This is a genomic window from Rhizobium sp. TRM95796, assembly GCF_025779995.1.
Taxonomy (GTDB): Bacteria; Pseudomonadota; Alphaproteobacteria; order Rhizobiales; family Rhizobiaceae; genus Rhizobium_E.
In genome coordinates, this window is the sequence record NZ_JAOXHE010000009.1 from 162,177 (window position 1) to 184,332 (window position 22,156).

Here is a 22,156-nt window from a genome sequence, read left to right on the forward strand (position 1 = left end):
TTCGTATACAAACAATAATAAGCAAGGAACAGCCGTGTCTAAGCCCCCCGCATCGGCGACCGACGCCAGGACTCCATCCTCCAACCAATCGATCGTCGCCGGCGTCGATGTCGGCGGCACCTTCACCGATCTCGTGCTGTTCGACACTGCAACCGGCACGGTGCGGCTGGCGAAAACGCCGACGACGCTCGACAATCAGGCCTTCGGCGTGATCCATGCGCTCGAGGCGGCCGAGGCCGATTTCGCCGCGCTGGATCTTATCGTGCATGGCACGACCACCACCACCAACGCCGTGCTCGAACGCCAGCTCTGCAAGACCGGCATGATCACCACCATGGGCTTCCGCGACGTGCTGGAGCTTGGTCGCCGCACCCGGCCGCAGGCCTATGGCATGAAGGGCGACTTCCGGCCGATCATTCCGCGCGATCTGCGCATGGAAGTCCCCGAGCGCATGGATGCGCGCGGCGCGGTGGTGACGCCGCTCGACGAGGATGCGCTCCGTTCGGCGTTGAAAGAACTGGTCGACAAGGGCTGCGAGTCGCTGGTGATTCACTTCCTGCATGCCTACGCAAATCCCGCCCATGAACTCCGGGCCGGCGAGATCGCCCGCGAGATCTGGCCGAACGGCAACATCACCATGGGGCACGCGCTGCTGTCGGAAAGCCGTGAATATGAGCGCGGCGTCACCGCCGCCGTCAACGCCTCGGTGCAGCCGCTGTTGCGCCGCTATGTCGAGCGTCTCGCCGATACGCTGGCCGCGCGCGGCTATCGCCATGACGTGCTGGTGATGAACGGCAATGGCGGCATGGTGTCGGCTCGCCGGGTCGCCAATGAAGCGGCCAAGACGGTGATGTCCGGCCCGGCCTCGGGCGTGATGGCCGCCGCCTATACCGGCCGCCGCGCGGGCATGCCCAATCTGATCACCTATGACATGGGCGGCACCTCCACCGATGTCGCGCTGATCCGCAACGCCGAGCCCACCGTCTCCAACGAGATCGAGGTGGAATACGCCATGCCGATCCATGTGCCGATGGTGGATGTGCGCACCGTCGGCGCCGGCGGCGGTTCGATCGCCCGCGTCACGGAAGCCGGCTTGCTGCAGGTCGGCCCGGAAAGCGCCGGCGCCACCCCTGGCCCGATTTGCTATGGCAAGGGCGGAACCAGGCCGACCATCTCCGACGCCAATCTTCTGCTCGGCCGCCTCAACCCCTCGCGCCTCAACAAGGTGCCGGGCGGCGTGACGCTCGCCGATGTCGAAGCCGCATTCGCCCGCGAGATCGGCGACAGGCTCGGCCTCGACGCGATCCAGGCCGCCGACGCCGTGATCCGCATCGCCAATGCCCGCATGTCCGACGCCGTGCGCATGGTCTCGGTCAGCCTCGGCGAAGATCCGCGCGATTTCGCGCTCTTCGCTTTCGGCGGCGCGGGGCCACTCCACGCCTCCGCCATCGCCAGGGAACTCGGCATTCCCAAGGTTCTTGCGCCCTCCAGACCCGGCATCACCAATGCGCTGGGCTGCGTGGTGGCCGATCTCCGGCATGATTTCGTGCAGACGGTCAATCGTCCTTTGGCCGTCGCCGATATCGACACGGTCCACCAGATCTTCGCCCGCCAGAGCGAGGAAGGCCGCAGCCTGATCGCCAAGGAAGCCGTGCAAATCCGCGAAATCCGCGAGATGCGCTCGGTCGACATGCAGTTCATCGGCCAAACGCATGTGCTGCGCGTGCCGTTGCCCAATCCCACGCCGAGCCGCGAAGAGTTGCAGCAGCGCTTCGAAGAGGCCTATTTCGCCCGCTTCCATGTGGCGCTGCCGGAAATCCGCGCCAATCTCGTCAATGTCAATACATCGGTCATCGGACGCCGTGAGGAGATCGATCTCTCGGCGCTGATCGACGCCAGCGGCCGCAAGGCGAGCCTCGCCGAAGCCGAGACCGGCAGACGTCCGGTGTTTTTCGGCGGCTTCGTAGAGACGCCGGTCTACTGGCGCGACCATCTGCCCGCCGACGCCGTCGTCGAAGGTCCTGCGATCATCGAACAGATGGACACGACCATCGTCATCGAGCCCGGCGACGTCGCTCGTCAGGACGCCGACGGCAACATCATCATCACCATCGGAGGCTGAGCCATGACCCAAGGCATTGATCCCATCACGCTCTCCGTCATTCAATCCGGCCTGCAGCAGGTCTGCGACGAGATGGACCTGTCCTTCTCCCGCGCCGCCTTCTCGCCTGTTATCGCTGAGGCCAATGACCGCTCCGACGGCATCTATTCCGCCGTCGACGGCGCGCTGATCGCGCAAGGATCTAGCGGCCTGCCGGTGTTCGTCGGCACGATGCAGTATTCCACCCGCGTGCTGATCGAGATGATCGCCGCCGGCAAGGCGGCGGCTCCCAAGCCGGGCGACATCTATATCGTCAACGACCCCTATCTCGGCGGCACGCATCTGATGGATGTTCGCTTCGCCATGCCCGTTTATCGCAATGGCGAGATCTTCTGCTGGCTGTCGAATACAGGCCATTGGCCCGATACCGGCGGCGCGGTGCCGGGCGGCTTCTCTGCTTCGGCGACATCGGTGGAGCAGGAAGGTCTGCGTCTGCCGCCCGTGCGCCTGTTCAAGCAAGGCGAACTCGACACGGAAATCTACGCGATCATCTGCTCGAATATCCGCGTGGCCGACCAGCGCATCGGCGACGTCAAGGCGCAGGCCGCTGCCCTCCTCGTGGGCGAGAAACGCCTTGTGCGGCTCTTGGATCGCTATGGCGACGCGACGGTGACCGAGGCGATCGCCGAATTGCGCCGCCGCGCGGCCGACCAGATGCGCGCCAATATCCGCCTCATCCCGGATGGCGTTTACCGCTCGACCGCCTATGTCGACAGCGACGGCGTGGTCAATGAACCGCTCGAAATCCGCCTGACGGTGACAGCCAATCAAGGCGAATTGACCTTCGATTTCACTGGTTCTTCCAAACCCTGCATCGGCCCGATGAATTCGGTGCTGGCGACGACGCTGTCCTCCGTCTATCTCGCCATGCGCCATATTTTTCCGGATGTCCCGATCTCGGCGGGCGCGTTTGAGCCGCTGACGGTGATCCGCCCGGAAGGCACGTTCCTTGACGCCCATTATCCGCGACCTGTGTCCGGCTGCGCCGCCGAAGTCAGCCAGCGGATCGCCGAGGCGGTGTTTGCGGCGCTGGTCGAGGCGCTGCCGGACCGGGTGACGGCCTCGCCGGCCGGAAGTTCCGGCAATTTCGCGCTCGGCGGCCATGATCCCGAACGCGGCCAGGGCTATGTCATGTATCAGATCTCCGGCGGCGGCTATGGCGGCAACGCCGATCACGACGGGCTGGCCAATGGCTGCTCGACCATCGGCATTTCCAAGGCGCCGCCGGTGGAAATCATGGAGCAGCAATATCCGGTGCTCTATCACCGCTATGCGCTTCGCGAAGGCTCCGGCGGCGCGGGCCGCCATCGCGGCGGCTTCGGTCTCGACTATGAGATCGAACTGCGGCGCGGACAGGCCACTGCGAGCTTCGTGATGGATCACGGCCGTTTCGGACCTCCGGGCGCGCTCGGCGGCAAGGATGGCGCGCCCAATCAAGTGACGCTTTATCGCGACGGCGTCGCCATGACGCCCGAGCATCTGTCGAAGGCGCAGGACATTCCGCTGAAAGCCGGCGACCGGGTGCGGGTGCAGACCCCCGGCGGCGGCGGCTACGGCGATCCGTTCGAACGGGATCCGGAAGCCGTGGCCCGCGATGTCAGGCTCGGACGCTACACGCTCGACCAAGCCCTGGCTCTGTTCGGCGTGGCGCTCGATGCGGCCGGCGATGTCGATATCGCGGCGACGAAAGCATCGCGATCTGCAAAGGCGGCCTGAGGGCCGCCGGACGCCGCCCCAAGACAACTTGCATGCAATTAATTCGTATACAAACAATCTATCCACAGGAGCCCGTCATGGACGCCCTCGTCTCCGCACCCGCCTTCCCCATTCCTGACAATGTTTTCGCCGAGCGCGTGGTCAGCGTGAAGCATTACACCGACCGGCTGTTTTCATTCCGGATCACCCGCCCCGCCGCTTTCCGCTTCCGCTCGGGCGAATTCGTGATGATCGGCCTGCCCAACGCCGAAAAGCCTGTCTATCGGGCCTATTCGGTGGCGAGCCCATCCTGGGACGAGGAAGTGGAATTCTTCTCCATCAAGGTGGAGAACGGTCCGCTGACCGAACATCTCCAGAAAATCATTCCCGGCGACACCGTACTGATGCGCAAAAAGCCGACGGGCACGCTGGTGCTGGACGCGTTGCTGCCCGGCAAGCGGCTCTATCTCTTCTCGACCGGCACAGGCGTCGCGCCATTTGCAAGCCTCGTGCGCGATCCCGAGACTTATGAAAAGTTCGAAGAGGTCATTCTGGTGCAGACCTGCCGCGAGGTCGCCGAACTCACTTACATCACGGAACTGGTGGAAGCTCTGGCGGAGGACCCGCTGGTCGGCGAATGCTCGGCGGGCAAGCTCAGGCTCCACACCACGACGACCCGCGAGGCCTCGCCTCGCATGGGCCGCGTCACCGATCTCATGCGCAATGGCAAGCTGTTTTCCGATCTCGGCCTGCCCGCGATTTCGCCCGAAACCGACCGGGCGATGATCTGCGGCTCGATGGCGATGCTGAACGAGACCAAGTATGTTCTGGAGAGCTTCGGCCTCGAAGAGGGCGCGAACAATGCGCCGGCAACCTTCGTGGTGGAGCGCGCCTTCGTCGGCTGATCTCTTGGCGCTCCTTCGGGAGCGCCATCATCCTCAAGCCATCTTCGGCACGTAGTCACGCCCCGGATCTATGCTGGCGGGGCGACCGTCGAGGAACAATTCGCCGATGCGCGGCTGAGAGCGGGAAATGACCTTGCCGCTCTTGACGACATAAAGCCGCGTCGGCTTCAGCCGCAGCGCCTCGATCACGTCTGCCGCCTGCAGCACGACGAGATCGGCGTTGCAGCCGACCTCCAGGCCATAGCCTTCCAATCCCATGGTCCTGGCGGAATTCACGGTCAGCGCCTCAAAGATCTTCTTCTTGTCCTCGATCCCGCCCATCTGCGCGACATGGATGGCCATATGGCCGACTTCGAGCATGTCGGCCGAGCCCATCGAATACCAGGGGTCCATGGTGCAATCCTGGCCGAAGGACACGTTCAGGCCCGCCGCCATCAATTCACGCACCCGTGTCATGCCGCGCCGTTTCGGATAGGTGTCGTGCCGGCCCTGCAGCATAATGTTGATCAGCGGATTGGGGATGACGTTGATCTTGGCCTCCGCCATCAGCGGAATGAGTTTCGACACGTAGTAATTGTCCATGGAATGCATGGAGGTGAGATGCGAGCCGGCGACTCGGCCTTGCAGGCCATAGCGGATCGTTTCCGCCGCCAGCGTCTCGATATGTCGCGACATGGGATCGTCGGTCTCGTCGCAATGGATATCGACCGGCAGGCCGCGTTCGGCGGCGATGCGGCACAGCGCTTCCAGCGAGCGTCGCCCGTCATCCATCGTGCGTTCGAAATGCGGGATGCCGCCGACGATATCGATGCCCATGTCCAGCGCCCGCTCCAGCGATTTTTCACCTTCCGGCGCGCGGAAATAGCCGTCCTGCGGAAAAGCGACCAGCTGCAGCGTGATATAGGGCGCGACGCGCTCGCGCACCTCGATCAACGCCTCGGCCGTGACCAGCCGGGGATCAGAGGTGTCGACATGGCTGCGGATATAGAGAAGACCCTGGCTGACGGCGAGATCGCAATAGCGCAGCGCCCGCTCGACCACCGCCTCTTTGGTCAGGAGCGGCCGCAATTCGCCCCAGAGCGCGATGCCCTCCAGAAGCGTGCCGGAGACATTCATCCTGGGCATACCGAGCGACAGCGTCGCATCCATGTGGAAATGCGGATCGCAGAAGGGCGGGCTGGCGAGGCGGCCCGACGCGTCGATCTCCTCGCCCGCCTCGGCAACGATACTCTTCTCGATCGCAGTGATCTTGCCGCCCTTGAGACCGATATCCCAGCCCTGGCGGCCATCGGGCAGATTGGCGTTGCGGATGATCAGATCGAACATGGTCACTCTCCGGAGGTCAGCGCTCGCCGCGCCGATAGGGTTGCATCAGCGCCTGGGGAACGCGGGCGCGCCGAGCCATGACCGCCAGCGCCGCGATCGACAGGACATAGGGGATCATCAGGAACAGCTGATAAGGCACGGCGCCGCCGAGCGTCGTCTGCAGCCTGAGCTGAAATCCGTCGAAAAAGGCGAACAGCAATGCGCCCAACAGCGCCCGTTCCGGCCGCCAAGACGAAAACACCACGAGCGCGATGCAGATCCAGCCGCGCCCCTGCACCATGGTCGGGAAGAAGCTGTTGAAGGCCGACAATGTCAGAAACGCGCCCGCCATGCCCATCAGGGCGCTGCCGGCAATGACGGCGCCATAACGCACCGCCATGGGGTTGACGCCCTGCGCATCCGCCGCATGCGGATTTTCCCCCGTCATGCGGATCGCTAGCCCGAGCGGGGTGCGAAACAGCATATAGGCCAGCCCGATTGCGAGAAGAATGGCGGCGTATGTGGGCGTCGTCTGGGAAAACAGCGCCGGTCCGATGAAGGGAATATCGCTCAGGCCGGGGATCGAAATCGGTTTGAAGGGCTCGATTGTCGGCGGGGTGCCGGCGACCGGCACCATGAGGCGAAAGACGTAGTAACTGAAACTCGACGCAAACAGCGTGACGCCCAGGCCGGAGACATGCTGCGACAGGCCGAGCGTCACGGTCAGGCCGGCATGCAGCAGACCGAAGACGCCGCCGGCGATCCCCGCAATCAGGAAACCGGTCCAGAGATCGGCGCCGTTATAGACCGCGAGCCAACCGATCATCGCGCCGAAGGTCATGATCCCCTCGATGCCGAGATTGAGCACGCCCGCCCGCTCGCACAGCAGCGCGCCCAGCGTGCCGAGGATCAGGGGTGTCGCGATCCTGAGCACGGCGGCCCAGAGGCCGGCGGAGGCGACGATGTCGAACAGCGCGCTCATCGGCGAATCCTGTATTGGGTGAAAAAGACGGCGATCAGCATGGTGAGCAGCGACAGCGCCACGATCACATCGGCGATATAGCTGGGGATGCCGAGGCTGCGGCTCATGCCATCCGCGCCGACGAACATGGTGGCGGTGAACAATCCGGCCAGTACGACGCCGAGCGGATTGAGATTGGCGAGCATGGCGACGACGATGCCGGAATAGCCGTACCCCGGCGACAGATCCGTGGTCACGTAACCCTTGACGCCCATCACCTCGATCGCGCCCGCAAGACCTGCGAGCCCACCCGACAGGCAGGCGACCATCACCAATGTGCGCCCGAGAGGCACGCCCGCGAAGACCGCGCCTTGCGGATTAAGCCCGGCCGCCCGCGACTGCATGCCGAACACCGTGCGCGACTGAATGAAATGCAGGACGACGGCCAACGCAATCGCAATGACCAGGCCGAGATGCAACCGCGACCGCGAGAGCAACTTCGGCAGCATCGCCTGATCGGCGACCGATTGCGACTGCGGCCAGCCGAAAGCCATTGGATCCTTGAGCACCGTGTCGATCAGCATCGAGACGAACAGGACTGCGACAAAATTCAAAAGCAGCGTCGTCACCACTTCATCGACCGAAAAGCGCAGTCTCAGCCAAAGCGGCGCCAGCAGCAGGACCATGCCGGCGATGGCGCCGAAGACCAGCAACAACGGGATCTGGATTGCAGGATGCAAATCACCCAGAACATGCGAACTCATCCACGCGACCGCGATGGCGCCGAGATAGAGTTGGCCTTCACCGCCGATATTCCAGAGCTGGGCGCGAAACGCCACGGCTGCGGCAAGCCCGGTCAGGATCAGCGGCGCGGCGCGGGTCAGCGTCTCCGTGGCGGACAGCCTGGAGCCGTAGGCGCCCTTGAGGATCAACCAATAGGCCTCCAGAACCGGCCCGCCGGCAATCGCGATCAGCACCCCGGCGATCGCCATGGCGGCGGCAATGGCGATCAGCGGCGTAGCCACGACCAGCGCTAGCGGCCTGTGTTCACGGCGTTCAAACCGCATGCGCCACCTCACTATCCCATTCGCCCGCCATCATCAGCCCAAGTTTTCGCGTCGATGCCTGTTCGGCGGAGATCGGCGGCGAAAGCCTGCCGCCGACAATGGCCTGGATGCGATCGGCGAGCGCCATGACTTCGTCGAGATCTTCGGAAATCAGCAGCACCGCCGCGCCCTGGCGACGCGCCTCCAGAATACGCGCATGCACGGCGGCGACCGCGCCTTCGTCGAGCCCGCGCGTCGGCTGCGCGGCGATCAGGATTTTCGGCCGTTCGATGAGATTGCGACCGAGAATGAGCTTCTGCATATTGCCGCCCGACAACAGCCGGATGCGACTGGTTGGCGAGCCGCCGCGCACGTCGAACTTGCCGATAATCTCCTGCGCAAAGGCGGCGCCGGCTTTGCGGTCGACCAGACCGTTTTTCGAAAATTTCGACAGGCGTTCCAGCACGGCGTTTTCCCAGATCGCCATTTCGCCGATCGCGCCGTCCTTGTTGCGATCTTCGGGGATGCGCCCAATGCCCACCGCGACCGCATCTGACACCGTCAGCCGTTCGACGGTCTGGCCGAACAGGAGGATGTCGCCTGACGTCCAGGGCAGCGTGCCCGACAGCATCTGCGCCAGTTGCGCCTGGCCATTGCCGGATACCCCGATGACGCCGAGAACCTCGCCCTCGCGGAGGCGGAAATCCACCGCTTTCAACTTGTCGACGCCGCCCTGACGGATGGTGACGCGGGCTGCCTCAAGCACGACCGCGCCCGGCGTCGAGGCCTCGCGAACTGGACGCGACACGCTGCGCCCGACCATCAGTTCCGCGAGTTCGGATTTGCTGGTCTCGGCCGCTTTACGTTCGGCGACAAGCCGTCCACCGCGCAGCACGACGACGCGGTCGGCGGTGGACATGACTTCGTCGAGCTTGTGCGAAATGAAGATCAGCGACAGACCCTGGCGCGCCATGTCCTTGAGGATCGCGAACAGGCGTTCCGCCTCGATCTGTGTCAGAACAGCCGTTGGCTCGTCGAGCACGAGGATGCGGGCATCGTTATAAAGCGCCTTGAGGATCTCGACGCGCTGCTGTTCGCCGACCGAGAGATCGCCCAACCGGGCGTCCGGATCGGTCTTCAGGCCGAAGCGCTCGGAAATCGCCATCAGTTTGGCCCGGCCCTCGGCGCGTTTGGAGCCGAGCGACCACAGGCTTTCGGTTCCGGTCATGACATTTTCGAGCACGGTCAAATTGGGCGCCAGCGAAAAATGCTGATGCACCATGCCGATGCCGGCGCGGATGGCGTCGCGCGGCTTTCCCGGCGGCAGATCGCGGCCGTCGATCCGGATATGGCCGCTGTCGGGCGTATAATGGCCGAACAGGATGCTCATCAGCGTGGTCTTGCCAGCGCCGTTTTCACCGAGCAGCGCGACAATCTCGCCCCGACCCAGTGACAGCGAAATATCGTCATTAGCGAGATTGTCGCCGAAACGCTTGCTGACGCCGACAATGTCGAGAACGGAAGCGCTCATGCGGTCATTCCTGCGATCGGGAAACGATGCGTCCAGCGTTCATCCTGCTCCAGACGCGCGGCGAGACGCAAGAGCCTGTAATCGCCGCCCATCGGAGCCATCACTTGCACCGGCAGCGGCAAGCCCTTGGCGTCGCTGCCGAAAGGCAGAGTCAGAGCCGGGAAACCCGACGCGTTGGCGAGCGCCGCAAGCGGCGAAAACGCGGCCATGCGGCCGAAATGCAGATCCGTATCGACGTGATCGCTCGGGAAGGAGCCGACCGGCAACGGCGCGGACGACAGGATCGGCGTGAGCAGGCAGTCGATGCCGTCGAACAGACGCCAGAGGTCGCGGCTGACGATGACCATCGCGTTGAGGCTACGCCACACTGCGCCGGCGTTCATGCCGAGGCCGCGCTCGATCACCGCCTGGGTCAGCCGCTCGGTCTTGGTCGCGTCGAGACTAAACTGTGCGATCGTATCGGCGAGGTTGATGCAGACGATATCGACGAAGGCGCGCCGGCTGCTGGCCGCCGCCGCGTCAATCTGCGAAAACGAGATGGGGACGATGCGGTGGCCGTCCTGCTCGAGATGACGAGCGGCGTCTTCGATCGCCTGGGCGCGGTCTGGATCTGTTGGGAACTCGTCCCCGGTGTCGGTCAGAAGACCGATGCGCATCGGCCCATCGCCAGGCGCTGCCAGCGCCACGGGGGGGAATGGTCCTCTCGCCTCGCCGGACAACAGCCTGAGCATGGCGGCGCTGTCGCGCACCGAGCGGCAGACCGCGAGTTCGGTGGCCAGCCCCGCGAGGTGATTGCCGAAATGCGGCCCGGCCGGCATCAGCCCCCGGCTCGGCTTCAAGCCGACGAGACCACAGCAGGCGGAGGGCACGCGAATCGATCCGCCCGCGTCGGTGGCGTGCGCGATGCTGACAATGCCCGACGCGACCGCAGCTGCGGCTCCGCCGGAGGAGCCTCCGGCCGAGAGTTCCGGCGACAGCGGATTGCGGGCAATGGGACCGATGTCCGGCTCGCTGGCGAGCGACAGGCCGAATTCGGGGCTGGTGGTCAGGCCGAACAGGCAGAAGCCCGCGCTCCGGTACCGTTCCGCGAGATCGGAATCGACAAAACCGCCCCGCCGCGCCATGAGCCGCGACCCGGCCGCCATGGGAAAGCCGGCGAATGGACCGCCGAGATCCTTGCCGAGCGTGGGCACGCCGGCGAAGGGCATGGCCGCGCGCTCAGGCGCGGACAATGGCAAAGCATCGATCGCCTGGGCGGCGGCAAGGCCTTTGCCGTCGTCGCGATAGGCGATAGAACCCAGATCGACAGCCTTATCGGCTGCCGAGAGGGAAGCCCGCATCGCCTCGACAGAGGCGAGGCGACCATTTGCGATCGCCTCCGCGAGGCTGGTGGCGTCTTCCTGCATGATCGAGGCTTACTTGGGCTCGTCCATGATCCGTGGGACTTCGAAGGTGCCGGACTTGATTTCCGCGCGAACCTTTTCCATCGCCGCTTCGGCGTCGGCGGGAGCCACGCCCTTGACGTAAACGATGTCGCTGCCGCCTTCCTTCATCAGGCCGTAAGCGGTGTAGTCGCGGCCGGTCGGCTTGCCGGCGGCGACATCGGCGAGCGCGGCGTTGAGGATCGGGCGGAAATTCCACAGCGCATTGGCGAAAACGGTGTCGGGATAACGCGGCGTGTAATCGATCAGCGAACCGACCGACTTGATGCCGCGCTCTTTGGCGGCGTCGGCCGTGCCGATGCGTTCGCCGAACAGGATGTCGGCGCCGGCGTCGATCTGCGCCAGACCCGCTTCGCGCGCCTTGGGTGGATCAAAGAAGGTGCCGATGAAGGTGACGAGATGCTTGGCGTCCGGATTGACGGCCTTCACGCCCGCCGCAAAGGCGTTGATCAGCATGTTGACTTCCGGGATCGGCATGGCGCCGACCGAACCGACCACATTCGACTTGGTCATCTTGCCGGCCAGCATTCCGGCGAGATAGGCGCCGTCGAAATTCCAGGTGCCGAACACGCCGAAATTCTCGCCGGCTTCCTTGCCGCTCGATCCCATCACGAAGGCGGTCTCGGGATAGTCGGCCGCCACTTCACGAGCCTGCTTTTCGACCGGAAAGGTTTCGCCGATGATCAGCTTTGCGCCCTGTTCGGCATATTCGCGCATGGCGCGCGGATAATCCGTGCCGGATACGCCTTCGGAAAACACATAATCGATCGCGCCTTCCTTGGCGGCGTCCTGCAGCGCCTTGTGCAGCACCGAATTCCAGGCATTTTCGACCGGAGAGCCGTGGATGCCGGCGACCTTGATCGGTTCGGCGGCGTGCACGGAGGGAATGAAGGAGGATGCGCCGAGCGCGAGGCCCGAGGCGAGCACGGAGCGACGCGACAGTTTGAATTGGCTAGACATTTTTGGTTCCCCATTTTTTACCAATTGGTGAAAATTGTTAATGGCGGCCCAAAAATGTGTCAAGGCGGATGAATGGCGATTTTTTAGTCAGCCATGCTGTCTCAATCGCTGGCGATCAAAGGCAGCGGGTCAGCGGCCGCCCCTGAATTCCGAAAGAAGCCGCAGCCCCTCCTCACGCACGATGTCGGAAATCTGTTGCAGTTGCGCGGCAAGCGGATTGCTCCTGCGCCAGACCATGCCCACCATGCGCGATGGACTGGGATCGCCCAAGCGGGCGACGGAAACCGAGGCCGAGCGGATGTCGATGGCGACGGCCATCTGCGGAATCAGCGTGATGCCGATGCCCGCGCCGACCATCTGCACGAGCGTGGACAACGAACTTCCCTCCATGAGGTCGCGCGGCGCAGGCGGCGCTATATCGCAAAAAGACAGCGCCTGCTCGCGGAAGCAATGTCCCTCCTCCAGAAGAAGCAATCGCATTTCGCGCAGCGCCTGCGGGTTGGGAACGGGCTTGGCGGCGTCCTCGCGCGGCCGAACCAGCACGAATTCCTCTTCGAACAGTGGCGTTTCGGTGAGCGACGGCTCCGACACCGGCAGGGCGACGATGGCGGCGTCCAGCTTGCCATCGCCGAGATCGGCGATCAGCCGCTGGGTCACGGTTTCGCGCGGCCGGACATCGAGATCCGGATAGCGGGCGGCGAGCGCCTTGATCAGCGCCGGCAGCAGATAGGGGGCGATCGTGGGGATGACGCCAAGGCGCAATTCGCGCATGAAATCGCCATTCGCGCCCCGCGTCAGATTGACGATCTCCTCGACGGAGGTGAGCACGTCCCGCGCTCTCGCCGCCACAGTCTCTCCGAGCGCGGTCAGCCTTATCTGACGCGCTCCGCGCTCCACCAGCGGCGCGCCGAGAAGATCCTCCAACTCCTTGATTTGCACCGACAAAGCCGGCTGTGTCACGGCGCAATCGGCCGCCGCCCGTCCGAAATGGCCGTGGCGGGCGAGTGCGTCGAAATATTTGAGATGTTTCATGGAGAGGTTGGCCATTAGATTTTCCTATCGGAACCTTTAGAAAATGCAATTATATTTTATGCTTGGGATGATCTAGAAGGAGCTCACGGGTTGAGGGACCCGCCAACAGAACGGGCGGCTGCGGCTCTGCCAGGCAGCAAGAAGGGAAGGAAAATCACATATGAACGAACATCCGAAAATCGTCGGCAAATGTCCGGTGGCCCATGGCGGCCACACATCGCACAAGGCGGCCAACACCGACTGGTGGCCGAATGCGCTCAATCTCGACATTCTGCATCAGCACGACGTCAAGACGAACCCGTTGGGCAAGAATTTCAATTACCGCGAAGAGCTGAAGACGCTTGATATCGAAGCGTTGAAAGCCGATGTCCGCGCGCTCGTGACCGACAGTCAGGATTGGTGGCCCGCCGACTGGGGCAGCTATGTCGGCATGTTCGCCCGCACCGCCTGGCATTCCGCCGGCTCCTACCGCGTGACGGACGGCCGCGGCGGCGGCGGCAACGGCAACCAGCGCTTCGCCCCGCTCAATTCCTGGCCGGACAACGTCAACACCGACAAGGGCCGCCGCCTGCTGTGGCCGATCAAGAAGAAATACGGCAACAAGATCAGCTGGGCGGACCTCATCATGCTCGCCGGCACGATCGCCTATGAGGTCGCCGGCCTCAAGACCTTCGGCTTCGCCTTCGGCCGCGAAGATATCTGGCACCCCGAAAAGGACACCTATTGGGGCGACGAGAAGGAATGGCTCGCGCCCAGCGACAACCGCTATGCCGACGTGACCAAACCGGAAACGCTCGCCAATCCGCTCGCCGCCGTGCAGATGGGCCTCATCTACGTCAACCCGGAAGGCGTGAACGGCAAGTCCGATCCGCTGGCGACGGCGGCGATGATGCGCGAAACCTTCGCCCGCATGGGCATGGACGACGAGGAAACCGTGGCGCTGACCGCCGGCGGCCACACGGTCGGCAAGACGCATGGCAACGGCTCCGCGACCAACCTGAGCCCCGATCCGGAAATGGCCGATCCTGAATTCCAAGGCCTGGGCTGGATGAATCTGAAGGGCCGCGGCATCGGCCGCGACACCGTTGTCAGCGGTCTCGAAGGCGCCTGGACCACGCATCCCACCCAGTGGGACAACGGCTTTTTCGACATGCTGTTCAAGCATGACTGGGAGCTGCGCAAAAGCCCGGCCGGCGCGATGCAGTGGGAGCCGATCAACATCGCGGAGGAAGACAAGCCCGTCGATGTCGAGGATCCGTCGATCCGCCACAATCCGATGATGACCGACGCCGACATGGCGCTGAAGGTCGACCCGATCTATCGGGAGATCTCGCTGCGCTTCATGAACGACTTCGACGCCTTCTCCGACGCCTTCGCCCGCGCCTGGTTCAAGCTGACCCATCGCGACATGGGCCCGAAGTCCCGCTATATCGGCCCGGATGTTCCGGCCGAGGATCTGATCTGGCAGGACCCGACCCCGGCCGGCCGCAGCGACTACGACGTCGCCGCCGTCAAGGCGAAGATCGCCGCATCCGGTCTTTCGGTCGCCGAGCTCGTCGCCACCGCCTGGGACAGCGCCCGCACCTATCGCGGCTCGGACATGCGCGGCGGCGCCAACGGCGCGCGCATTCGCCTGGCTCCGCAGAAGGATTGGGCTGGCAACGAGCCGGCGCGCCTCGCCAAGGTTCTTTCGGCTCTCGAACCGATCGCGGCTGAAACCGGCGCCAGCATCGCCGACGTCATCGTGCTCGCCGGAAATGTCGGCGTCGAACAGACCGCCAAGGCCGCGGGCGTTGCGATCGAACTGTCCTTTGCTCCCGGCCGCGGCGACGCGAGCCAGGATCAGGTGGATGTCGACTCGTTCAGCTATCTCGAACCGCTGGCCGACGGCTTCCGCAACTGGCAAAAGCAGGACTATGTCGTCAGCCCCGAGGAAATGCTGCTCGACCGCGCCCAGTTGCTGGGCCTCACCGCGCCTGAGATGGTGGCGTTGATCGGCGGCATGCGCGCCATCGGCGCAAACTATGGCGGCGCCAAGCACGGCGTCTTCACCGACCGCGAAGGCGCGCTGACGACCGACTTCTTCGTCAACCTGACGGACATGGCCTATAGCTGGGTTCCGACCGGCGACAATCTCTACGAGATTCGCGACCGCAAGACCGGCGCGGTGAAGTGGACGGCGACGCGCGTCGATCTGGTGTTCGGCTCGAACGCCATGCTGCGCGCCTATGCCGAAGTCTACGCCCAGGACGACTCCAAGGAGAAGTTCGTCCACGACTTCGCCGCGGCCTGGACCAAGGTGATGAACGCCGATCGCTTCGATCTGGCGTAATCGCCGAGAACAGTTAGTTCGTCACGAAGCGGCCCTCTCTCCTGACCGGAGAGAGGGCCGTTTTATTCAGCGGGGGCGCGCCGCCGAAGACCTGCAAAACCGCACGCCGTCCAGTCGGCATGGCGAAGGCGATCAAAACGCGCCGAGGCGGCTGGTCAAAGGCAGGTGGTGATGCCGCCATCGACATACAGCATGTGGCCATTGACGAAAGAAGACGCCGGACTTGCGAGAAATACCGCCGCCCCGATCAATTCTTCAACGTCGCCCCAGCGACCGGCGGGGGTTCTTTTTTCGAGCCAACCCGTAAAGTCGGGGTCATCGACCAGCGCCTGATTGAGAGGCGTCTTGAAATAGCCAGGGCCGATGCCGTTGATCTGCAGGCCATGCCTCGCCCAATCGGCGCACATGCCGCGCGTCAGATTTTTCACCGCGCCTTTGGTGGCGGTGTAGGGCGCAATCGAGGGACGGCCGAGTTCGCTCTGCACCGAACCGATATTGATGATCTTTCCCCGGCCGCGCGCGATCATGTGTCGGGCCGTCGCTTGGCTGGTGTAGAAGACGCTGGAAATATTGGTTTTGAGAAGCTCTTCCCATTTGTCGGACGGAAAGTCCGCGAGTGGCGCGCGAAACTGCATGCCGGCATTGTTGACGAGGATGTCGATCGGACCGAGCTCGGCCTCGATCGCATCGATTGCAGACGCCACCACCGGGCTGGCCGCATCGAAAACCCGGCCATGCGCCTCATAACCGTCTCGCCGAAGCGACTCCACAGCCTGAGCCACCTTTCCCGCTCCGCGTCCATTGATCACCACGCGGGCGCCATACGCCGCCAGACCTTTCGCCAAAGCAAGGCCGATGCCCTGGCTCGAGCCTGTCACCACGGCGAGCGCGCCATCGAGACGGAATAAATCCAACATGAAACTTTCCTCGCTATCGCCGAAATTCTATCGCGCAAAGTATATCGGTCAACGGCGCGGTCGCCCCCGACCCGCTCTGGCAGGGAGCAAGATACAAGCGAATATGTAGGAAACAAACCTGCGCCGCCGGATTGAATCGTCAGCCACGCCTATATCCGCCTCCTTTGGAGGTTTATCCGTCACGCATACTGGCTTGCGAGATCCATGTGCGGTTGTCGCGACGACGCTGTAATGGCGTCGAAGACATGGCGCCAGTGGCTGTAGAACAGCAGTTGGCCGGCGCCCTTGACGATATCGATCGTGGTGCCCGGCACATCGTCGACGAAAGCGAGGCTGTGCGCGACGGGAATGATTCTGTCGTCGTCTCCGTGCAACAAATGGAATTTGTGCGGCGAGCGGCGAGCCTCCTCGACCCCATTACACTGCAGGACCTGACATTCCTGGCACAATCCGGCGACACCGCGCTTGAGCGCGTCGACCGACCCCTTGGTGATCAGATCGACGATTTCCTGATCCTCGACGGCGCGGCTGTCGGCGCGGCCATCCCGACAGCCATGCCGGACGAATTCACTGGCGTAGGGGCTGTCCAAGCAGGCGAGCATCGACCAGATCACCACCGGCAGCACCTGCGGGAAATGTTTGGCCAACCGAACGACAAACCGTTGGCGCTGCGGCAGATCATTGATCCATTCTGGCCGCCATCCCGGCGCCTGCGCGACGCCGATCAGCCGATTGACCCGCTCGGGATGGCGGGAGGCGAAACGCAAGGCGAATGGCGAACCGGCCGCATGGCTGACCGCGACCACCGACGAGACGCCGCGATGGCGCAGCAATTCATCGCAATCATCAGCCGCTTTGTCGAGAAGTTCGTTCAGATCGGCGTGCTGGACGTAATCGGTCGCGCCCATTCCCGGGCGGAATGGCGCGATGATCCGCAACCCCTCCGCATGCGCCTGCTTGATCGCCGCCTCCGGCAATTCCACGCCATAAGGCAGATTGTGAAACATCAGCACAGGCTTGCCATCCGCAGCGCCCTGTTCGACGAAGTCTATTTGGCGACCGCTGCGCAACGAAAACTGCCGGCGGATTTTCATCGGCGCGCCGCCGGTGATCTTGAAATCCCCGGCCTGACGACCAGTCTGGCCCGCAACGCTGGCGGAAAAGCCGCAGAGCAGTCTGACGAGCGCGGGCAGGTCGCGGGTCGAAGTCTTGTTCTTGATCGTCTTGATCTGGCTGCGGACCGTATCGAGCGCCACCTCACGCTCGGCGGCAATGTCCGACAGCCGCAGGCCGCTCGCCACGAGCACCGCCACCTGACATTCGGCATGGGTCAAGCCATAGGCCGCGCGGAACAGTTCGGTCACGGCTTCGTCGAAACCGAAATCGATGATCGACAGCAAATACATTTGTCCGACGCCACCCGTCACTTCGGAATCGATCCGGCTGATGAGCACGCTGGTCTGCCCCTTGCGCGAAGGGTCGGATTGCCCGGCGATCGCATGCGCAGCGCCGGCGTTGTCATGACGCAGATAGTCGCGAAGATGCTTCTGGACATCGCCGACGGCAACGAGATCCTTGAGCAACGCGGGCGCCTGACCATATTTGGACGTCGCCATCGCATTGGCTGCGACCACGGCTTCGGTCCTGGAGATGATGTAGGAAGGGTTGGGCACAGCCTCGACGATGGCGCTCAGTTTTTGATGCTGCGTCCGCGCGCCGCCGATACGTTCCTGAATCGAACGCGCCATTTCGATATGCGACAGCGCCGCATCGCTCAATCCGGCCGCCCGGTCGAACTCGCTGTCCTCGCCGAGAAACAACAATGAATCCAGATTGTCGAGAATGCGGAAAAAATCGCTTGGAGACAAAGTAGCGGCATAGATCGCCGCGATCAGATCATGCGTATCAGTGGGCATCTGAAAGGGCTCGAGCAAAATTGATGAACGACTAAGCGTTCTTCACATGGTATGACGACCTGTCAAGCACACAAAAGTGGCGCCATCGAAACTCTCGCTAATCCTTGGACGAAAATTGCTCGTCCTGTCCGTAAAAACGCCGAGATGCGGTCGTTGAAAAAACGTCGTTCACTAGTCCCGGCGGATACCACCAGGCAAAGGAACCGCTTCGATAGGCCATCGTCCTTTCATGGCGCCACCCGCGCAAGATATTCGAACAGACGAGCCACGGCCTCCGCGCCGGGATCGGCATAGCCGAGCAACTGCCTGGCGTTAATATAGGCCGCTCGGCCCGCTTTCGCCTTGACGAGGGTCGCCGTGTGATTGGCTCCTGCACGAGCGGCCTCGGCGGCGGGAGCGAAACCCTGCTCCAAGGCGTCGAGCGCCGGCGCTAGCGCGTCGATCATGGTGCGGTCGCCGACACGGGCGCCGCCGATTTCCTGCATGCGCAGCAGACCCGCCTTCAGCGCCTCGCGCAACGGCAGGCCGCTGGACGCGCCGTCGCCGGCGGCGGCGAAGAAGATCGCCAGCAACACGCCGGACGAACCGCCCATGGTCTGGCTGAGTTCGAGCCCGATGGCGCGCAGCAATTGGGTGTGGTCCGACAGCGGAAGCCTGTCCATCGCGCTGACCAACGCCTTGGCCGCGCCGGCAAGCGTGGAGCCGGTGTCGCCATCGCCGGAGCGGGCGTCGAGCGCGTTCAGATCCTGCTCGCAGGCGATCAGCACATTGCAGCATTCGGTGAGGAAGGCGCGCGTCGGCGCGTGATCGGAAGCCAGCGGCATCACCGGCGCCAGCCCGTCCGGCAGAGCGATCACAGTCACCGGCCGGACCGGCGACAGTCCCGGCCAGCCGGAAGGGCCAACGGGACGCGTCAGAGCCGCGATCTCGGCGTCGTCGGCCGCATAGAGCGAAATCGAGAAGCCGCGCATGTCGAGCGAGGTCATCATGGCCGCCGGGCCGACGACATGGCCGATGTGAGAGCCGATCGACGAGCGGACGAGTTCATGGGCGAGAACAGACATTTCCAGGACCGAGGCGCCGCCGAGATTGTTGATCAGCGCCACATGCCGCCCCTCGCCGATCGCAGCCGCGAGCTTGCCGGCGACGGCGGACATCGCCGATCGAGCGCCGGAGAAGTCCACCTGTTCGACGCCGGCTTCGCCATGAATGCCGAGACCCAGCTCGGCCATGCCGGCGGGAATACGATCCTCCTTGGGCGAACCCGGCACCGTGCAGGTGTCCAGCGACATACCGATGCTCTTGACGCCCGAAATCACCCGCCGAGCCGCCGCAGCCACTGTTTCGAGATCCGCGCCGTCTTCGGCGAGCGCGCCGGCGATCTTGTGGACGAACAGCGTGCCCGCGACGCCGCGCGCCTGCGGCAGATCCGGCAGCGCGATGTCGTCGTCGACGATGACGATTTCGACATTGAGGCCGAAGGCGCGGGCGCGTTCGGCGGCGAGGCCGAAATTCAGCCGGTCGCCGGTGTAGTTCTTGACGATCAGCAGGCAACCCGCCGGACCAGTCACGGCGAGGATGCCGGCCAGCACCGCATCGACGCTCGGCGAAGCGAAGACATCGCCGCAAACGGCCGCCGTCAACATCCCCTCGCCGACGAAACCTGCATGGGCGGGCTCATGGCCCGAGCCGCCGCCCGACACCAGCGCCACCTTGGACTTGTCCCAATCCGCCCGAACCACGACCCTGATATGCGGATAGCCGTCGAGCCGGGCGAGCGGCACTGAGGATGTGGCCAAGAGGCCGTCCACGGCCTCGATGACAACCTCTTCCTTTTTGTTGATGAACTGCGCCATGAGGTCCTCCCTTAGATCAGTCGCGCGCCGTCGGCGTCGAAATAGAGCGGCGCGACGGGTTCGATCTTGACGATGTCGCCGCTCCGCAAGGCGGTGTGCGGTTCGACGACGGTGACGATGCTCTGCCCGCGGAACGAGAGATGGAGCCGCGTCTGGTCGCCCAGCCGCTCCACACGGTTGACCAGACTCTCCTCCCCTTGCCCGAGCCGGATATGTTCGGGTCGAAGGCCGATATGGGCGGCGCGGGCCGGGGGCGCGGGAAAGAGACTGGCGGGAACGATGTTGATGCGCGGCTGCCCCAACCGCGCTGCGGCGTAAAGGCTTACGGGTTGCTCATAGACCTCGCGCGGCGGGCCGAACTGCACCAGTCGTCCGTGATCGAGAACGCCGACATGCGTCGCCATGGTCATGGCCTCCACCTGATCATGCGTGACATAGAGCAGCGTCGCGCCGGAATTGGCCTGGATGCTCTTCAGCTCGACGCGGAGATCGGCGCGGAGTTTCGCGTCCAGCGAACTCAGCGGCTCGTCCATGAGATAGATTTCGGGATTGCGCACCAGCGCCCGGCCGATCGACACCCGCTGCATTTCGCCGCCCGAAAGGGCTGTCGCCTTGTTGTCGAGCTTATGCGAGATGCGCAGTGTCTCCGCCACCGCCGCCACCTTGCGTTCGATCTCCGCCGGCGGCGTCTTCAGAAGCGGCGAGCGCAGTGGAAAGGCTAGATTATCTCGCACGGTCAGATGCGGATAGAGCGAATATTGCTGGAAGACCATCGCCACATTGCGCTCGGCCGGCGAAAGACCTCTCATCGGGCGGCCGCCGATCCGCACATCACCACCGTCGGGTTCCTCCAATCCGGAGATGACGCGCAGCGTGGTGGTTTTTCCGGCGCCGGTGGGGCCGAGCAGGACGACGAAGGAGCCGTCGGCCACGGTCATGGAGACGTCGTCGAGGGCCTTGTGGCCGGCGAAGCTCTTGGTGATCGCATGCAACACCACCTCAGCCATGAACCAGCACTCCTTCATTCGCTTCGGACACCAAAGCGCGGCCGCGCTCGCCGGCAAACAGTGTCAGCGTGCGGCTGTCGAAATCGAGGCCGACCGTCTCGCCGGGCCTGACCACATCGGCGGACGAGATCCGAGCCTTGATCGGGCCATTGGCTGTGGCGAGGCGGACGATCTGCGTGGTTCCCAGATACTCCGCAGCCTCGATCCGGGCGCGATAGGGAGAGGCGTCGGAAAGGCGGACATGTTCCGGGCGGACCCCGAGCGTCAGCGCGCCCTCGGCGCCCTGTCTCGATGTCGGCACCGCGATCCTTTGGCCGTCGAGCACCACGTGATCGCCGCCGATGCCGATCATGCCTTGGAACTCCAGAAAATTCATCGGCGGCGAGCCGATGAAATCCGCCACGAAGCGGGTCGCCGGCCAGTCATAGATCTGCTGGGGCGGCCCCAATTGCTCGACGACGCCGTGGTTCATCACCGCGATCTTGTCGCCCATCTGCATGGCTTCGAGTTGGTCATGGGTGACGTAGACAGTGGTGGCGCCGATCCGGTCATGCAACGCGCGCAGCTCTTCGGCCATGTGCTCGCGAAACTCGGCGTCGAGCGCGCCGAGCGGCTCATCCATGAAGAAGGCCTTGGGCCGGCGGACGATGGCGCGGCCGAGCGCGACGCGTTGGCGGTCGCCGCCCGACAGGCCGCCGACCGGCTTGTCGAGGATGGATTCGATCCGCAGAATACGCGCGACGTCCTCGACCCGCGTCTTGACCTCGGCCTTGGCCACGCCCTGGCTCAACAGCGGATAGGCGATGTTGCGGCGGACATTCATATGCGGATAAAGCGCGAACATCTGGAAGACGAAGGCGATATCGCGCTGGCTGGCGCGCTTCATGCCGACTTCGTCGCCATCAATGAAGATTTCGCCGGCGGTCGGCAGTTCGAGACCCGCCATCATGCGTAAAGTGGTGGTCTTGCCGCAGCCCGAGGGACCGAGCAGCATGAAGAACTCGCCGTCCTCGATGGTGAAACTCGACGCCTGCACCGCGGTGAAGCTTCCAAACTCCTTGCGCAGCTTTTCGATTCTGATCTGCGCCAT

At 64.0% G+C, this 22,156-nt stretch carries 16 protein-coding genes and 1 pseudogene; 4 read left to right on the forward strand and 13 right to left on the reverse strand.

Annotated elements, in window-relative coordinates; translation table 11 throughout:
* Positions 1 to 34: 34 nt before the first annotated feature.
* From OCK01_RS19125 to OCK01_RS19135, 3 genes are all read left to right on the forward strand, one after another.
* Complete coding sequence (locus OCK01_RS19125; RefSeq protein WP_263825307.1) at positions 35 to 2,122, forward strand: hydantoinase/oxoprolinase family protein; 2,088 nt, start codon at positions 35 to 37, stop codon at positions 2,120 to 2,122.
* 3 nt (positions 2,123 to 2,125) lie between these two features.
* Complete coding sequence (locus OCK01_RS19130) at positions 2,126 to 3,877, forward strand: hydantoinase B/oxoprolinase family protein (protein ID WP_263825308.1); 1,752 nt, start codon at positions 2,126 to 2,128, stop codon at positions 3,875 to 3,877.
* A gap of 77 nt (positions 3,878 to 3,954) precedes the next feature.
* On the forward strand, positions 3,955 to 4,761 hold the full coding sequence (locus tag OCK01_RS19135; RefSeq protein WP_263825309.1) for a ferredoxin--NADP reductase: 807 nt from the start codon (positions 3,955 to 3,957) through the stop codon (positions 4,759 to 4,761).
* Between the two features lie 33 nt (positions 4,762 to 4,794).
* Here OCK01_RS19135 and OCK01_RS19140 read toward each other — a convergent pair whose 3' ends face one another.
* The 7 genes from OCK01_RS19140 to OCK01_RS19170 form a co-directional block, all read right to left on the reverse strand.
* Complete coding sequence (locus tag OCK01_RS19140) at positions 4,795 to 6,087, reverse strand: amidohydrolase family protein (RefSeq protein WP_263825310.1); 1,293 nt, start codon at positions 6,085 to 6,087, stop codon at positions 4,795 to 4,797.
* A 16-nt stretch (positions 6,088 to 6,103) separates the two neighbouring features.
* Positions 6,104 to 7,048 (reverse strand): ABC transporter permease, encoded by a 945-nt coding sequence (locus OCK01_RS19145; protein WP_263825311.1) that lies wholly within the window; start codon positions 7,046 to 7,048, stop codon positions 6,104 to 6,106.
* Positions 7,045 to 8,094: an ABC transporter permease gene (locus OCK01_RS19150; protein WP_263825312.1), complete on the reverse strand. Its 1,050-nt coding sequence runs from the start codon at positions 8,092 to 8,094 to the stop codon at positions 7,045 to 7,047. Before OCK01_RS19150 ends, OCK01_RS19145 begins: the two co-directional genes overlap by 4 nt.
* Positions 8,084 to 9,604, reverse strand: coding sequence for an ABC transporter ATP-binding protein (locus tag OCK01_RS19155; RefSeq protein WP_263825313.1), 1,521 nt, complete (start codon positions 9,602 to 9,604; stop codon positions 8,084 to 8,086). The genes OCK01_RS19150 and OCK01_RS19155 overlap by 11 nt, the downstream gene beginning before the upstream one ends.
* Positions 9,601 to 11,010 carry an amidase gene (locus OCK01_RS19160; protein ID WP_263825314.1) on the reverse strand — a complete coding sequence of 470 codons (1,410 nt, stop codon included), beginning with the start codon at positions 11,008 to 11,010 and terminating at the stop codon, positions 9,601 to 9,603. The genes OCK01_RS19155 and OCK01_RS19160 overlap by 4 nt, the downstream gene beginning before the upstream one ends.
* A 9-nt stretch (positions 11,011 to 11,019) precedes the next feature.
* Positions 11,020 to 12,006, reverse strand: a complete 987-nt coding sequence (locus tag OCK01_RS19165) for a BMP family protein (protein ID WP_263825315.1) — start codon at positions 12,004 to 12,006, stop codon at positions 11,020 to 11,022.
* 129 nt (positions 12,007 to 12,135) lie between these two features.
* Positions 12,136 to 13,053: a hydrogen peroxide-inducible genes activator gene (locus OCK01_RS19170; RefSeq protein ID WP_263825316.1), complete on the reverse strand. Its 918-nt coding sequence runs from the start codon at positions 13,051 to 13,053 to the stop codon at positions 12,136 to 12,138.
* Positions 13,054 to 13,198: 145 nt separating this feature from the next.
* Here OCK01_RS19170 and katG point away from each other — a divergent pair, with 145 nt between their 5' ends.
* On the forward strand, positions 13,199 to 15,370 hold the full coding sequence (gene katG / locus OCK01_RS19175; RefSeq protein WP_263825317.1) for a catalase/peroxidase HPI: 2,172 nt from the start codon (positions 13,199 to 13,201) through the stop codon (positions 15,368 to 15,370).
* Positions 15,371 to 15,525: 155 nt separating this feature from the next.
* Here katG and OCK01_RS19180 read toward each other — a convergent pair whose 3' ends face one another.
* From OCK01_RS19180 to OCK01_RS19200, 6 genes and pseudogenes are all read right to left on the reverse strand, one after another.
* A complete protein-coding gene (locus OCK01_RS19180) occupies positions 15,526 to 16,287 on the reverse strand; it encodes an SDR family oxidoreductase (protein WP_263825318.1) in 762 nt (253 codons plus the stop codon).
* 179 nt (positions 16,288 to 16,466) lie between these two features.
* A complete protein-coding gene (locus tag OCK01_RS19185; RefSeq protein ID WP_263825319.1) occupies positions 16,467 to 18,203 on the reverse strand; it encodes an alpha/beta hydrolase in 1,737 nt (578 codons plus the stop codon).
* 227 nt (positions 18,204 to 18,430) lie between these two features.
* On the reverse strand, positions 18,431 to 20,059 hold the full coding sequence (locus OCK01_RS19190) for a dihydroxyacetone kinase subunit DhaK (protein ID WP_263825320.1): 1,629 nt from the start codon (positions 20,057 to 20,059) through the stop codon (positions 18,431 to 18,433).
* Between the two features lie 11 nt (positions 20,060 to 20,070).
* Entirely contained in the window at positions 20,071 to 20,592 is a 522-nt protein-coding gene (locus OCK01_RS26580; RefSeq protein ID WP_412179041.1) for a TOBE domain-containing protein, read from the reverse strand.
* Positions 20,590 to 21,084: pseudogene (locus OCK01_RS26585) on the reverse strand (ABC transporter ATP-binding protein); the annotation flags it as partial. The pseudogene OCK01_RS26585 and the gene OCK01_RS26580, both read right to left, overlap by 3 nt.
* Positions 21,059 to 22,156: an ABC transporter ATP-binding protein gene (locus OCK01_RS19200; RefSeq protein WP_263825322.1), complete on the reverse strand. Its 1,098-nt coding sequence runs from the start codon at positions 22,154 to 22,156 to the stop codon at positions 21,059 to 21,061. The pseudogene OCK01_RS26585 and the gene OCK01_RS19200, both read right to left, overlap by 26 nt.

Excerpts from the sequence above, each read along its gene's own strand:
- OCK01_RS19130 (WP_263825308.1), top strand. The coding sequence starts at position 2,126 with ATGACCCAAGGCATTGATCCCATCACGCTCTCCGTCATTCAATCCGGC.
- OCK01_RS19135 (WP_263825309.1), top strand. The coding sequence starts at position 3,955 with ATGGACGCCCTCGTCTCCGCACCCGCCTTCCCCATTCCTGACAATGTT.
- OCK01_RS19140 (WP_263825310.1), bottom strand. The coding sequence starts at position 6,087 with ATGTTCGATCTGATCATCCGCAACGCCAATCTGCCCGATGGCCGCCAG.
- OCK01_RS19145 (WP_263825311.1), bottom strand. The coding sequence starts at position 7,048 with ATGAGCGCGCTGTTCGACATCGTCGCCTCCGCCGGCCTCTGGGCCGCC.
- OCK01_RS19150 (WP_263825312.1), bottom strand. The coding sequence starts at position 8,094 with ATGCGGTTTGAACGCCGTGAACACAGGCCGCTAGCGCTGGTCGTGGCT.
- OCK01_RS19155 (WP_263825313.1), bottom strand. The coding sequence starts at position 9,604 with ATGAGCGCTTCCGTTCTCGACATTGTCGGCGTCAGCAAGCGTTTCGGC.
- OCK01_RS19160 (WP_263825314.1), bottom strand. The coding sequence starts at position 11,010 with ATGCAGGAAGACGCCACCAGCCTCGCGGAGGCGATCGCAAATGGTCGC.
- OCK01_RS19165 (WP_263825315.1), bottom strand. The coding sequence starts at position 12,006 with ATGTCTAGCCAATTCAAACTGTCGCGTCGCTCCGTGCTCGCCTCGGGC.
- OCK01_RS19170 (WP_263825316.1), bottom strand. The coding sequence starts at position 13,053 with ATGGCCAACCTCTCCATGAAACATCTCAAATATTTCGACGCACTCGCC.
- katG (WP_263825317.1), top strand. The coding sequence starts at position 13,199 with ATGAACGAACATCCGAAAATCGTCGGCAAATGTCCGGTGGCCCATGGC.
- OCK01_RS19180 (WP_263825318.1), bottom strand. The coding sequence starts at position 16,287 with ATGTTGGATTTATTCCGTCTCGATGGCGCGCTCGCCGTGGTGACAGGC.
- OCK01_RS19185 (WP_263825319.1), bottom strand. The coding sequence starts at position 18,203 with ATGCCCACTGATACGCATGATCTGATCGCGGCGATCTATGCCGCTACT.
- OCK01_RS19190 (WP_263825320.1), bottom strand. The coding sequence starts at position 20,059 with ATGGCGCAGTTCATCAACAAAAAGGAAGAGGTTGTCATCGAGGCCGTG.
- OCK01_RS26580 (WP_412179041.1), bottom strand. The coding sequence starts at position 20,592 with ATGGACGAGCCGCTGAGTTCGCTGGACGCGAAACTCCGCGCCGATCTC.
- OCK01_RS19200 (WP_263825322.1), bottom strand. The coding sequence starts at position 22,156 with ATGGCGCAGATCAGAATCGAAAAGCTGCGCAAGGAGTTTGGAAGCTTC.